11 protein-coding genes, 1 tRNA gene and 1 rRNA gene are annotated in these 14231 nt (G+C 57.6%); 5 read left to right on the top strand and 8 right to left on the bottom strand.

Annotated features, from left to right (window positions below; all coding sequences use genetic code 11):
• Positions 1-206: 206 nt before the first annotated feature.
• The 4 genes from QP934_RS10720 to pgm all read right to left on the bottom strand — a co-directional run bounded on the left by QP934_RS10720 (position 207) and on the right by pgm (position 3239).
• Positions 207-279 (bottom strand) — tRNA-Ala (locus tag QP934_RS10720).
• 76 nt (positions 280-355) lie between these two features.
• Positions 356-1087, bottom strand: a complete 732-nt coding sequence (locus QP934_RS10715; protein ID WP_419127513.1) for a DsbA family protein — start codon at positions 1085-1087, stop codon at positions 356-358.
• A 54-nt stretch (positions 1088-1141) separates the two neighbouring features.
• On the bottom strand, positions 1142-1606 hold the full coding sequence (locus QP934_RS10710; protein ID WP_005323915.1) for a MauE/DoxX family redox-associated membrane protein: 465 nt from the start codon (positions 1604-1606) through the stop codon (positions 1142-1144).
• Positions 1607-1622: 16 nt separating this feature from the next.
• Positions 1623-3239: a phosphoglucomutase (alpha-D-glucose-1,6-bisphosphate-dependent) gene (pgm, locus tag QP934_RS10705; RefSeq protein ID WP_419127512.1), complete on the bottom strand. Its 1617-nt coding sequence runs from the start codon at positions 3237-3239 to the stop codon at positions 1623-1625.
• Between the two features lie 136 nt (positions 3240-3375).
• On the opposite strand from pgm, the gene QP934_RS10700 reads away from it, so the two are divergent.
• The 5 genes from QP934_RS10700 (at position 3376) to QP934_RS10680 (ending at position 9026) form a co-directional block, all read left to right on the top strand.
• Positions 3376-4797, top strand: coding sequence for an alanine/glycine:cation symporter family protein (locus QP934_RS10700; RefSeq protein WP_239274296.1), 1422 nt, complete (start codon positions 3376-3378; stop codon positions 4795-4797).
• A gap of 10 nt (positions 4798-4807) precedes the next feature.
• On the top strand, positions 4808-5110 hold the full coding sequence (locus QP934_RS10695; RefSeq protein WP_419127511.1) for a fluoride efflux transporter family protein: 303 nt from the start codon (positions 4808-4810) through the stop codon (positions 5108-5110).
• Entirely contained in the window at positions 5107-5466 is a 360-nt protein-coding gene (locus tag QP934_RS10690) for a FluC/FEX family fluoride channel (protein WP_419127510.1), read from the top strand. The genes QP934_RS10695 and QP934_RS10690 overlap by 4 nt, the downstream gene beginning before the upstream one ends.
• A 61-nt stretch (positions 5467-5527) precedes the next feature.
• Positions 5528-6730: an alpha/beta hydrolase gene (locus QP934_RS10685; protein ID WP_419127509.1), complete on the top strand. Its 1203-nt coding sequence runs from the start codon at positions 5528-5530 to the stop codon at positions 6728-6730.
• Positions 6717-9026, top strand: a complete 2310-nt coding sequence (locus QP934_RS10680; RefSeq protein ID WP_419127508.1) for a bifunctional lysylphosphatidylglycerol flippase/synthetase MprF — start codon at positions 6717-6719, stop codon at positions 9024-9026. Before QP934_RS10685 ends, QP934_RS10680 begins: the two co-directional genes overlap by 14 nt.
• 54 nt (positions 9027-9080) lie before the next feature.
• Here QP934_RS10680 and QP934_RS10675 read toward each other — a convergent pair whose 3' ends face one another.
• The 4 genes from QP934_RS10675 to rrf all read right to left on the bottom strand — a co-directional run.
• Complete coding sequence (locus QP934_RS10675; protein WP_419127507.1) at positions 9081-11624, bottom strand: ABC transporter permease; 2544 nt, start codon at positions 11622-11624, stop codon at positions 9081-9083.
• Complete coding sequence (locus QP934_RS10670; RefSeq protein ID WP_419127506.1) at positions 11625-12353, bottom strand: ABC transporter ATP-binding protein; 729 nt, start codon at positions 12351-12353, stop codon at positions 11625-11627.
• A 151-nt stretch (positions 12354-12504) separates the two neighbouring features.
• Entirely contained in the window at positions 12505-13746 is a 1242-nt protein-coding gene (locus QP934_RS10665) for an HNH endonuclease signature motif containing protein (RefSeq protein ID WP_419127505.1), read from the bottom strand.
• A gap of 370 nt (positions 13747-14116) precedes the next feature.
• Positions 14117-14231 (bottom strand): 5S ribosomal RNA (rrf, locus tag QP934_RS10660); the annotation flags it as partial.

Genomic DNA, 14231 nt, shown 5'->3' with positions numbered 1-14231 from the left:
AGGACGCCCAGCCCTCTACGACAACGCTATCGACACCGACTACACCCACTCAATCGGCATTCAAAAAGGCCAAATCTAACCCCCGCGACACGCCGAGCCAGACACACATTTTGACCCTTAACCCCTTAACCCTGAGGACCTGGCGAAACTCTAGCCCACCGCAACAAGAAAAAGGAGAGGAACTAATATCCCTCTCCTTTATATTGTGGAGCTAACGGGATTCGAACCCGTGACCCCCACACTGCCAGTGTGGTGCGCTACCAGCTGCGCCATAGCCCCTCAAACGAGGTGCAACCCTGTGGGCTGCAACTCGCTTAAATATACATGGAGGGTATTTAACTCTCCAAATCGCCTGCTACTGGGTGACGATCTCTACCCAATCACCCAGGTTCTTGCCGGCCTTTTGATCCTTTTCGGATGGAACATCCTTACCATTTTGGACAACGCGCGGCGAAGATACGGTTCCGGTTTCCTTATCCAGCTTGTCGTAGTTGGTCTTCGCTACCTTATTGCCCTGCTTGATGTCCACGTTCTTGATGGACTCAACGACATCATCTTCCGCACCAAGTTCCTTGGCTTGGTCAGCGATGTCTCCGGTCTCCCACTTATTTGCGACACTTTGTTGATTTTGCATGAGGAAGTCACGCAAATTCCAGTAGGTTTTGACATCGCCGGACTTTGCCAACTCCGACATAGCGGCTGCCGCCTTAGTGGAGTAGCCCTCCTGGTTTTCAATGTCCTTGCCATCCAGGAAGTTTAAGGTACGAACGTGTACAACAAGCTTTCCGTCCTCGATAGCCTGCTTCATTTTGCCATCAGTAGCCTGCGCCAATTCAGCGCAATGTGGACAGGAGTAATCTTCGTACAGATCTACCTCAGGGGTATCGTCCGTAGCATTCTCGCCCTTCAGCGTGATTGCACCATCGGTGTACTCCATGGTCATATTGACGTCTTCGATGCCGTCATCGGACTGTTTACCGTTCCACACGATGTAGCCAATGACAACGGCAATAATGACGAGGAGCACGCCGACTCCCCAAATAAATCCGTTGCCACCCTTGGCGTTCGGGTCAGATACTTTGCTCATTTGAACCTTGCCTTTGCAATTCTTCGGACTCGATCAGCCTACCTTGCCCACCGTTTAGGGGTGAAGGGCAAACTTGGTGAAGGGGCGCTTGATGGTCCATAGGGTCAGGAATAGATATGCGGCGTCGCGCAACAGCGTCTTCGCATAATCCATTCCTCGGTCAGGATTTTGGGCGTCAAAGCCAAAGCAACCGCAGTCAATATCCAGTCCACGGGCCCAAGCTTGTGCGATGCCCACCATAAAGAGCAGCAACACGACGGTGGCCACGATGGAGGACTTTCGCAAAAACAGCCCGAGTAGCAAGAGCACGCCACCAATAACCTCCAGTGGGCCAATGACCGTTGCGAGGTAAAGAGCCCAATCAGGCGTAAAAATGTCATATCCCTTAATGGCTTGGGTCATGTCTAAAGTCTTGCCGAGCTTATGCACGCCGGCGTCAATCCACACCCAAGCCATAAAAAAGCGGGCGATGAAGCTGATGACATCAAGCACCAGCTTCCCATTAATCTTGCTACTCACGAGGTTGAGTGTAGCGTTAAACCCCTAATACATGGGAAACAACTGCCTGTGCTTCTGCTTGCACCTTTCTGAGATGTTCCTCACCCAAGAAAGATTCGGCATAGATTTTGTACTTATCTTCAGTGCCGGAAGGACGAGCGGCGAACCAGGCATTTTCCGTCGCTACCTTCAGGCCGCCAATAGCCGCACCGTTGCCGGGCGCCTCCGTCAGCTTGGCTACGATTTCCTCGCCCGCCAGTTCCGTGGCGGAAACTTTTTCAGGAGACAGCTTCTTAAGAATGGCCTTCTGCTCGCGGTTAGCGGGGGCGTCGGTGCGAGCATAGGCTGGGGTGCCGAATTTCTCCGCCAGTTCTGCGTAGCGCTGGGACGGAGTCTTGCCGGTGACGGCGGTAATCTCCGCGGCGAGCAGGTCCATAATGATGCCGTCCTTATCGGTGGACCACACGGAGCCATCGAAGCGCAGGAAAGACGCCCCGGCGGATTCCTCACCACCGAAACCAATGGCGCCTTCGACCAATCCCGGCACAAACCACTTGAAGCCGACGGGAACTTCCACCAATTCGCGACCCAAGCTTTCCACCACGCGGTCAATCATGGTGGAGGACACCAGGGTCTTTCCCACACCGGCATTTCCCCACTGCGGGCGGTGACTAAAGAGGTACTCGATAGCCACGGCAAGGTAGTGATTGGGGTTCATCAGGCCGGCATCGGGAGTGACAATGCCATGGCGGTCCGCATCGGCGTCGTTGCCGGTGGCAAGGTCGAACTTAGAGCGGGCGTCGATAAGCGAGGCCATAGCATCCGGCGAAGAACAATCCATGCGGATCTTGCCGTCCGTATCCAAGGTCATAAAGCGGAAAGTGGAATCCACCTCCGGATTCACAACCGTCATATTGAGCTCATAATGATCCGCGATGGCCTGCCAATAATCCACGGAGGCACCACCCATGGGATCTGCGCCGATGCGCAGGCCGGAATCTTTAATAGCCTGCATATCCACCACATTCTTAAGGTCAGCCACGTAGTTGTGTACGTAGTCATGCTTGATGCAGCGCTCGTCCAGCACGCCGTCGACAGTCGTTCGCTTGACGCCCTCCAGCCCGGCGCGCAAGTACTTGTTCGCACGGCCAGCAATCCAATCGGTAGCCTGAGCGTCGGCCGGGCCGCCGGTAGGCGGGTTGTATTTGAAACCGCCATCGCGGGGAGGATTATGGGACGGAGTAATCACGATGCCATCGGTGCCAGGATGCGTCAGGATAGCGTGGGAGACCGCCGGCGTCGGCGTGTAGCGACCGCGATCATCAACGCGAACCTCCAGACCATTGGCCAGCAGCACCTCAAGGGCGGAGACCATGGCAGGCTCGGACAGCGCGTGGGTATCGCGGCCGATGAAAATCGCCCCAGCAACGCCTTGTTCCGCACGGTAATCCACAATGGCCTGGGTAATCGCTAGGATATGAGCCTCATTAAAAGCGCAATCGAGCGCGGAGCCGCGGTGGCCAGAGGTTCCGAAGGACACCTGCTGATCCGGGTTATCCGCATCCGGGGTACGGGTGTAATAGGCGGTGACCAATTCTGCAATATCAATAAGATCCGTGGGTTGTGCCAGTGTGCCGGCGCGCTCGTGGGCCATGGCGTGCTCCTTGAGGGGTTGGGATGGGATACCATTCCAGCTTGCCTGCTCTTCCGCGTTTGCGCAGGACGAATATTCCCCCGGCTGGGGGTATAGGCAAATTTACTCTATTTCTATAGTTCGCTAGATTTACAGAATGGACTCGCTTAATTCCATCCTCTCCGCCATCAGCACTGTGGTGTGGGGACCGTTCATCCTCATTCCCCTCCTGCTGGGAACCGGCCTGTGGCTGACCATTCGTTTGGGAGGACTCCAATTCCGAGCGCTGGGCCGCGCGATGCGTCACATCTTTGCCACAGACTCTGACGATGAGTCCACCGAGGGTGATATTTCCAATTATCAGGCGCTGACCACCGCCCTTGCCGCCACCGTAGGCGTGGGAAATATCGTCGGCGTGGCCACGGCGCTGTCCATCGGTGGCCCTGGCGCACTGGTATGGATCTGGATTACCGGCCTCGTAGGCATGGCTTCCAAGTACACCGAGGCCTACCTGGGCGTGCGTTTTCGCACCACGGATTCCAAGGGCGAGATGTCCGGTGGGCCGCAGCAGTACCTGAAGCGTGGCATCCCCGGACCACTCGGATCGGTACTAGCAGTATTCTTTGCCATCTTTGCAATTTGCGCGTCCTTTGGCATCGGCAACCTCGCCCAAGCCAATGCTGTGGCCACCAATATGGAATCGACGTTCGGCATCGCCCCGGCGGCCACCGGCGCGATCCTCTTCGTCCTGGTGGGCTCCGTGCTCCTTGGTGGAATCCAGGCCATTGGGCGCATTACCGCCGCCTTCGTCCCGTTGATGATCATCGTCTACGTCCTGGGCGGGCTCTATGTGATCTTCTCGCATGCCACGGAGATTCCCGCAGCCTTCGCCATGATCTTCAGCGATGCCTTCACCGGCACCGCCGCAGGTGGCGGGTTCGTGGGCTCCACCATCATGATGGCCATTCAATACGGTGTTGCCCGCGGCATTTTCTCCAATGAGTCCGGCATGGGCTCCGCCGCCATCGCCGCCGCGGCTGCCAAAACCCCGCACCCAGCGCGCCAGGGGTTAGTATCGATGACCCAGACCTTCATCGACACCATCATCGTGGTCACCATCACCGGCTTGGTCATTGTTGTAGGCGGCACCTGGGATATGGGCCGCGACGAGGCCGGAATCATGACGGCCGAGGCCTTCTCCCGCGTACTGCCGGGAGATTGGGGCGGCACCATCGTTTCGCTCTCCATTATTTTCTTTGCCTTTTCCACCATCATGGCCTGGGCGTATTACGGCGAGCGTTCCCTGGAATCCCTGTGCGGGCGCAAAGCTTCCATCCCCTACCGCATGTTCTTTGCCTGTCTCCTTTTTGTCGGCTCCGTCTCGGAACTCGAGCTCGCTTGGACCTTCTCCGATCTGGCTAACGGTCTCATCGCCATCCCGAACCTCATTGGCTTGCTCCTCCTCTCCGGCCTTGTGGCCCGCGAGACCAAGGCCTACCTAGCCTTCGACCCCAAGCTCAATAAGCCAGTGGATGAGGTGCGCGCGTTCGTAGAGTCCCAAGGGATGAACTGGAAGTAACATAGGCCGCATGCCTCAATTCCTCGTCGTGGGTGCTGGCGCTGCGCTCGGTGCGGCGGCCCGGTACTTGCTTTCCGTAGCACTCGGCGGCGGCATGATCCCGCTGCTCATCATTAATATTCTCGGCAGCGCGCTCATGGGCTACTTCCGCCCCGGCCCTTTTTGGGGCACCGGCGTGCTCGGCGGTTTCACTAGCTTTGCCACCTTCGCTTTCCTGACTTCCGAGGCCCATTGGACCATCGCTTTAGCTTATGCCCTAGCCACCATTATCGGCTGCGTGGGCGGCTACCTGGCAGGTGACAAGCTGCGATGAATCTTATCTGGGTCCTTCTCGGCGGCTTCGTTGGTGGCAGCCTGCGCTATGGCTTTACCCGGCTTGTGCCCGCCCCCTACTGCACTTTCGTGGCGAATATGGTGGGCTCCCTAGCCCTTGGCCTGGCCTATGGTTTCGCCCAGCTTGCCGACGCCCCCCTTATCCACCCCTTCCTCGCCCTCGGCCTAGCCGGCGGCCTGTCCACCTGGTCCACGCTGGCCAAGGAACTAGGAGAAATGATCAAACGCAGGCAATGGTGGCGGCTTAGCAAGTATCTCTTCTGGACCATCGGGCTCGGCATCGTATTAGCTTGGCGCGGCACCATCTGGGCGGCCCGCATTTATCACGGGATTTAAGGGGTAAACTCCCAGCTAACTAGCAGTTACTTTTGGCCCGCTCAGGCCTAATATTTTTCGCGTGAGTTTCCTTTTGAATCTGCCTTTGGCGGATCCCATCAATGGCGTGATCTTTTACGCCATCCTCGCGATTGCGGCCATCATCATTCTCCTCCAACGCAAGGTGTGGCCACTGGTCATCGCCGCCCTGCTGTGCATTATTGCTTGGTTCCTACTCCGTCACTGGCAAGTGCCGTGGTACATCTTCCTCGCGGCCTTCGTCCCCGTGGCGGCGCTGGTACGCAAACCTAAGATTGTCACGGTCACCGCCGGAATCTTTTCCCTTTTGGCCACGGTCGGCATCGTCAACATGGAATATCAAACCTATCCAGATATTGCGTCCCTTGACCCGCGCCCTGTGGCAAAGGAAATGAGCTACGAAGAGTTTTCCCACACCAAGTCTGGTGCAGCCATCGTCCAGGTGGATCTTCCCGGCACCACCTCCCATTTCGCCGCTCGGCAAGCCACGGCGTATATTCCGCCGGCATACTGGACGGACCACGCCTTGCCTGTCATTGTGCTCCTGCACGGCAACCCGGGCGGCCCAGATCAGTGGTTCGGTTCGGGCGAGGCGGCCGAAACTGCAGACCAATTCCAGGCGGCTAACGGGGGCCGCAGCCCCATCGTCATAGCCGTGGACGCCACCGGCTCTGAAACCGCCAACCCCATTTGCGCCGATAGCTCCCAGGCTAAGGTAATGACCTACCTCAGCCAGGACGTACCACAGGCCATTAAACAAAAATTCAAAGTCAACCCGGATCAGCGCACCTGGACGGTGGGCGGATTAAGCTACGGCGGCACCTGCTCCCTACAGATCGCCACCAACCGCCCCGAAGCCTATGGTTCCATCATCGACATTTCCGGCGAGGCTGAGCCCACCATTGGCAACCACGCGGCGACGGTGAAGAAATTCTTCGCCGGGGACGAATCCGCCTTCAATGACCAAGACCCCGCCCACCTGCTCGCCCACAAGCACTTCTCTACCCAGGCCATCTTCATCGCTGGCGATAAGGACACTGCTTCGGTCAATGCTTTGCGCTCGCTTTCCGATGCCGCCCGCGCCGCCGGCATGAAAACCTACTTTGGCACCCGGCCCGGCGGCCACTCCTTCCAGGTGTGGCGCCCAGCCCTGCGCGAATCCTTCGCTTGGGCCGCTAGCCGCGGTGGAATGACCGCTATCAAGGATCCCTTCGATGGAATTGGAGCCCACGATGTCCGTTCTTAAAACCATCCTGACCAGGTTTCCCGTTTCCCTAGCCGTCTTAGTCATTATGTGGGCACTTCACCTAGTGGATTTCCCCACCTCCCACTGGCTGGCGCTGACTACCGCGCACCCCGGTGGCGCCATTATTTTGTCCGTGCTCATCGTGCTCTGGCTCGTTCCCGCTGAATGGCGCTTAGGTTCCTTGCGCACATTGGCGGTAGGAGTTGTCTCCCAGCTCGTCAGCGTCCCGCTGTCCATCGTGCTCGCCCGCGGCATTGAGACCGTAGGCCTAAATCGATGGGGCAATGACTTATTGAGCGATACCTTCCTCACCCCTATCGGCTTTATCGCCGGTGCCGCTGGTTTTGCTTCGGCTTTACTCCCCCGCCTATGGCGCCGCCGACTGCGCGTTTCGCTTATCGTGCTTACCGCCACTTTTGTGCTCTACTCCGGCACCATGTCAGATGTTCTCGGCATCGTCGCCGCCATGCTTTCCATTACGGCTGGCCAATTGCTCTTTAAGCCCGAATCCGCGCCGCCTTCCATCAGGGAGCGTCGCGTGCTCCTCGCCGTCGGTATCGCCTGCGTAGCTATTGGCCCCGCCTTCGTGGCACTCGACCCCATGGCCGAAGGTCCGTTCTCCCAAATCACACAGCTCCTGTGGGCACCACACCTTTCGGCTCTGGAGGCCACTCAAGTCTGCGCAGATTCGCTAACTTCTACCAGCTGTACCGCCGCAGTCGATCTCGCCCGTGCCCAAGGCATCGGCGCCTTGGTAGCCAATATCATGCCATTCATCATCCAGCTGGTGGTGTGCTTTGGTCTCATGCGCGGCCGCGTGCTCGCTTGGTGGATGGCGGTTATCACCCAAGTACTGGCCATCGCGTTGCTGACCTACCAGCTTTGGGATGATTCCCGCCTGAGCTACCTCCTGCCCAACCTCGTGCTCGTCATCCTGCCCTGGCTCTTGGCGCTATTCATGCTGCTTATCAATTATTCGCTCTTCCGGATCCGCGAAAACCGCGCATTTTTCACCCGCACTATTGTCTTCGCCATCCTTGCCTCTTCCCTCGGCGCGGGCTTGTGGATCCTTACAGCCTCGTTGCACAACACCGTTCCCCCAGCAAATCTTGCCGACATCCTCGCAGAGACTCCCTTGCGCTTCGTTCCGGCCGTTGTTGCGCTTATCCTTCCCCACCACGTCGCGCCGGCAACGATGTTTTCCTGGTTCATCTACCTATGGGTTGGAAACGCCTTCTGGATCCTGCTAGCAGTCCGGCTCTACCTTGGCTTTTCTCGGCCCGTTGATCCTGCACAAGAATCCGACCGCGACTCGGCCCGCCGCCTGCTCGAATCCGGCACCGGCGATCATCTTTCCTTTATGACGCTGTGGAAATCCAACCGGTACTTCTTCCACGGTGACTCCTATGTGGCCTACCGTGTCTCCAATGGCATTGCGCTCACGCTGGGCGCCCCCGTCGGCCGCGATATCAGCGCCGAATTCGAGCGCTTTGCCTCCGAGCAAGGCTGGGCCGTGGCGTGGTATTCCGTCAATGCGCAGTTCGCGGATGCTCACCCGCAGCTCAAGCGCCTTCAAGTTGCAGAAGAAGCAGTCCTCAACTGCGAATCCGTGGAATTCAAAGGAAAGAAATTCCAAAATGTGCGCACGGCCCGAAACAAAGCCGAGAAGGAAGGAGTTAGTACTCGGTGGACCACGTGGGAGGAGCTAGATATAGCCTCTATCGCCCGCATTAGCGCACTCAGCGAGGACTGGGTTTCCGACAAGGCCCTACCCGAGATGGGCTTTACCCTCGGCGGCTTAGAAGAAATGACGGTGACCGGCACCCGGCTTTTGCTTGCTGAATCCGCCGACGGCACTTTGCATGGTGTGACCAGTTGGATGCCGGTATACGAAAACGGTGCTATTACCGGCTACGTTCTCGACGTCATGCGCCGCAACGAGCACGGCTTTAAGGGAGTAATTGAGCTCCTCATCTCAGAGGCAATGCTCATTGCCCAGTCCGAAGGCCTTGCCTGGATCTCCTTGTCCGGTGCGCCATTGGCTGGACAGCCTGACGAGCCTAACTGGCTCGACGTCGCCCTCAATCGCATTGGGGAAGAAGTCGAACCGCTCTACGGCTTCCGCACCCTCGCGGCCAGCAAGCGCAAATTCCAACCCGAGGAGCACCCGTGGTACCTGTGCTATCACGATGAATTGAAGCTTCCTTCCATCGCGCTGGCCACCATGCACGCCTACCTGCCCGATATGAAGACCAAGGATGCGGTATCGGCAGTCAAGGCATGGATGGCCGCGTAAAAGCATTAAGGCCTCCCCTCAACGTGTGATGAGGGGAGGCCTTAGACTAGGCAGCTAGTCGGCGATTGCTTCCAATGGCGGCGTCTTCGCCGCGCGGTGCGACGGCCATACTGCCGCGATAATGCCGACGAGGGCCGAGCCCACCAGCATGATGAGCACCATCGCCCACGGAATCTGCGCAGAGTCCAGTCCCTCATCACCAAGGATCTCGATGAAAGACCAACCGAGGCCCAAGCCAATAAAGATGCCCATCACCGCGCCGAAGAGCGCAATCTGCACCGATTCAAGAGTGATCATCGTGCGAATCTGGCGGCGCTGCGTACCCACGGCACGCAACATGCCGATCTCCTGGCGGCGCTCAATAACACCCAGGGTCAAGGTATTGACAATTCCCAGCACGGCAATAATCACCGCAAGGGCAAGCAGGCCATACAGGATGGAAAGCATCTGGTCGATAAAGCCAGCCGCCTGGCCGGCATACTCCTCACCAGAATTAACCTGGACCACAACCAAATCCTTGACCGAGTCTTCTAGGTTATGGCGCAGCTCTTCCTTGTCATAGCCTTCTTGGCCCAAGACGCCCACCATTTGGACGGTGAAGGACTTCTTCGGTGCGACCTTTTCCGCCACATCCTGCGAAAGCACCATATTCTGCACTACATCGGTGGGCTTAAAGGTACCGACCAGCTTCGCCTCGGCCTTCTTATCCTTTTCCGCAGAAGTAACCTTGTAGGTCTCTCCTACCTTCCAGCCGTGCTCCTTGGCAAAGTCCTCGGTAGCAATGAAGCCCTTCTCCAAGTTGGCATCACCCTCGACCATATCGAGCGCAATCATCGACGACGGATCTCCATCCGCAGTCATCGTTTGCTGGAATTGTGGACCATAATCCATCGATGCCTGACCATCGACGGCCACCGGAGCCATACCGACGGTAATCACCTTATCGACGCCCTCGGCCTCCGCCGCGCGTTTACCCGTGTCCTTCGGCGTCGGGAACTCACCAGAGCTAGGACCGGAAAGCAGGTAATCAGAGGTAATGCTTTGCTCCACGGTATCGGCCACGGAGGACTTCATAGTTGCGCCCAGCATGCCAATAGCAGTCACTAGGGCCACACCCAAAGTCAGCGCGAAGGCAGTGGCGGCGGTGCGGCGCGGATTGCGACGAGAGTTGGTAGCCGCCAACGAACCGATGGCGCCGAACGGCTTACCGATTGCCTTGCCCACCGTCGGCACCAAAGGCAGCGACAAAGCAGGGCCGGCTAGGAAGAATCCCACGATGACACCGAATGCGCCGACGCCGACGAGGATGGCACGGACGTTCGTCTCGCCGTCGGAAAGCACGCCTGCCAACGCCGCAACAATACCCACCAGCAAGATAATGGCACCGAAAATCGTGCGTACCTTCAGGGAAGTTCCGGAAGCAGATTCGGTAGTGCGCATTGCCTCAACCGGCTGCACGCGACCCGCGCGCCGTGCCGGCGCCCACGCAGATACAACCGTCACGATAGTGCCCAAAATGATTGGAACTACGATTGCCGAAACGCTCAGGCCCAAGCCGCCATCGAGAGGCATTCCCTGCGCGCTCATGACTGCCTTAATGATTGCGACCAACCCCATACCAGCAACCACGCCAACTATGGACCCCAGAACACCAACAATGGCGGACTCCACCACCACCGAGTTTGTGATCTGGCGACGGGAAGCACCCAGCGCACGCAAGAGAGCAAACTCCTTGGTGCGCTGTGCGACAATCATCGAGAAAGTATTTGCAATGATGAAGGTGCCCACCAGCAGCGCAATTAGGCCGAACGCGATGAGGAAGTAATTGATGAACTTCAAAGCAGAAGACATCATCTCCGAGGTCTCCTCAGCCAGGCGCTCCCCCGACTCCGCTTCGACTTCATACTTCTCATTCAGGTGGTCCACCAAGGCATTCGCATCCACTCCATCGGCTGCAGAAACCTTGAGCTGGCTCGGCGCACCATAGCGCTCCAGGTAATCCTTTTCAGCCATGCTCAGCACGATGCTCTCGCCCTGGTCGACCGCAGGCTCCGAGATGCCAGAAACCGTCACCGTATCCTGCTCATCAGGGTGAACCACAGTCAGCTTCTGGCCCACGGAAATGTCGTATTTGTCTGCCGCGGAAGAGTTGACGAGGACCTCGTTCTTACCGCTAGGCGCCTCGCCCTCCTTCAGCTCATCGGCGCCACCAACGACCTTGTCTTCTGAGTAGAACGGGACAACGCTGGCCGTGCCGCCCTGGGTTTGATAGGCCTCCGAGTTCTCATCGGCCGCGACAACGGTCTCCGAATCCGCGATATTGATGTTCTTGACATCCTTATCGTCGGCCAACTTTTGACGCAACTTGTCATCCAGTTTCGCGCCATTGTCGTCCTTTTGGCTCACCACTGCATCCACGCCGCGGAACTGATTATCCACGGCGGCGTCAAACGTAGACTTCAGCGAATTGGTAAACATAAACGAGCCGGCAATAAACGCAGTGCCCAAAACCACCGCAAGAATCGTCAGCCCAAGGCGCAACTTATGCGCCACAATATTACGCAGAGATACTCTGCGCATTGCGTTTCCGCGTGCCATTTAGCCCTCAATCTCCGCCATTACCTGGTGAATGGCCTCCATCGTCGGATTGTGCAACTCATTCACAAGCTTGCCGTCAGCAAGGAAAACCACCCGGTCCGCATACGAGGCGGCCTTGGCATCGTGCGTCACGATGACCACTGTTTGGTTGTCCTTATCCACCGCGGTTCGCAAAATGTCGAGCACCTCGGCCGAAGAATTCGAATCCAGGTTGCCCGTTGGCTCATCGCCAAAGATGATTTCCGGCCGAGAAACCAATGCACGAGCACAGGCCACGCGCTGCTGCTGTCCGCCAGACAATTCAGCTGGGCGGTGTTCCAGGCGCTCTGCTAGGCCAAGGCGGCTAGTGACCTCTTCAAACCACTGCTTATCGACGTCCTTACCCGCAATATCCGTAGGCAGCGTAATGTTTTCCGCCGCAGTCAGCGTAGGCACAAGGTTAAAGGACTGGAAAATAAAGCCCAGCCGGTCACGACGCAGTGCCGTAATATCTTTGTCATTGAGCGCAGAAATATCGGTATCACCGACAAATGCTGATCCGGAGGTCGCTGAATCGAGACCAGCCATGGTGTGCATCAGCGTCGACTTACCGGAACCCGATGGGCCCATGATCGCAGTGAATTCGTTCTTACCGAACTCAATGGATACATGATCAAGAGCGACGACGGCTGTGTCATCGCTTCCGTATTGCTTAAACAAGTCAACGGCGCGAGCCGCAGCATCAGTCATGAGACAAGTTCTCCTTGTAAATGGGAAATTACCTATTTAAGTCTAGCGACCGTGATCTCCGGCCGACATCATCCCTGAGGAGGAAAACGGCATGCGAGAAGCCGGCACAACCGTTCTCCTGGTCACAACACCGCAGGCTCCGGTCTACTCCCTAGCCCTCCCTTCTTTTTGTTCTTTGTTGTTGTAGTGCGAGGTATTGGGCCCAGGTGTGGTTCCAGTGGGCTTGGGAGGTCGCTAGTGGTCCGGTGGCGTGGTCTAGTTGGTAGGTGCCGTCGTGGTGGAGCCAGGCGATGGTGCCGGTGATGGGGTCGAGGATGTAGTGGATTCTGCGGTCGGTTTTGATGTTGTGGTGGTGTTGGCAGAGGTGTACTAAATTGTCTGGGCTGGTGGGCCCGCCGTGGTGGTATTCGATGCGGTGGTCGAGTTGGCACCTGGTGGCGGGGACGGTGCAGCCGGGCCAGCGGCAGGTGGCGTCGCGTCCTTGGGTGTAGGCGCGGATGTCGGTGTTGGGGGTGTAGGAGTCTATCTCGTCGGCTTTAAGTCGGCGGATGAAGGTGTTGTCTGTGGGGGCGTGGTCGAGGTTTATCCATCCGGCACCGGGGTGAAAGACCAGGTTGGTGTTGGGGTTGGTGGTGAATGTGTTGATGGCGACGCTGGTGTGGGTGTCTTCGAGGATCAGGTCGATGAGTGCTTGTGCGGCGGTGGTTGCGGCCTGGTTGGTGTAGGCGTCGATGTGGCGGGCGATGATGGTGGCGGTGGCGCTATCGCAGGTAAGCGATAGTGTGGTGGTGTTATCTGGGTTGTAGTTGATGCGCAGTCGTGGTTGGGGTTGTTGTTCTTTGTCTTCGGGGCGCAGGTGGCAGTCGATGAAGGTGCGGATAAATCGGCGCAGATCAGCATCGGTGGGTACTGTTTGGTTGGGTGTGGTGGGGGTGAGGAAGTCTGCGAGTGCGGCGTCGATGGCTTCAAGGTGGTCTGGGTTGTCTTCAAGCCTGTTGAGTTCGCGGTCGATGATGCGCAGCTTGTTCAGGTCGAGTATCCAGTGGTGGCCTTGGACTTCGGTGACTAGGGGTAGTTGGCGCATGCGGAAGTGGGCGCGCAGATATCCGAGGAGCTTCGAGTAGGAGATGCCGAGGTCTTTAGCCAGGCTGGTCAGGCTTAGGTCAACATCCTCGTCTAATTGGGGGAGGATGGCGCGGTAGAGGAACCAGGAGGTTTTGCGCGTATAGGTGCCGGCTTTACCAATGTGATTTCCGGGGGCGTTGGTGGTGTAGAACACTTCCGGCACATCACCATCGTCTAGCTGGTAAGCGTCGGCCTGGTCGCCGATGAGGAGGGTGTCTGGGGAGTCGAGCGTGGTATCTGGTTCGGGCGGGCTTAGCGTGACAGTCATGGACGGGACACTCCAACAGAGAAGAACAGGATTCGTACGTGTTTTCTAACAATCGCTCTTATAGTATCCCGAGTGAAGGACATGAGGCCTTGGTGGGGGTGTTTATGTTCGAATAGGGTGCCCTAAATCCGCAGGGATCCCCGGAGTCGCACCCCACAAAGCACCGGGGGTGAAAGGAAGGGTTTAGGGTTCGTTGCCTGCCTCTTTCCCGGCAGGTGTGTGCAGTTCCATGGGGTCTAGAGCCACTGGACGGGTGTGGCGAAGTTCCGTCGTGTGGCGCCTGTTGCGGCAAAACGCGAAAAAGGGAAGGAGACGGTGGTGGACCGTCTCCTTCCCTTCTGGGTTATTGAGTTGTTTATTTGTTGTTTGGTGTCGGCGGTGACTTACTCTCCCACAACCTCCCGGTTGCAGTACCATCAGCGTGTGCAGGCTTAGCTTCCGGGTTCGGAATGGGACCGGGCGTTTCCCTGCAGCTATTGACCACC

It is taken from the genome of Corynebacterium sp. MSK122 (genome assembly GCF_030229435.2).
In the GTDB taxonomy this organism is placed as follows: Bacteria; Actinomycetota; Actinomycetes; order Mycobacteriales; family Mycobacteriaceae; genus Corynebacterium; species Corynebacterium marquesiae.
This window is presented reverse-complemented; position numbering and strand designations above follow the sequence as displayed.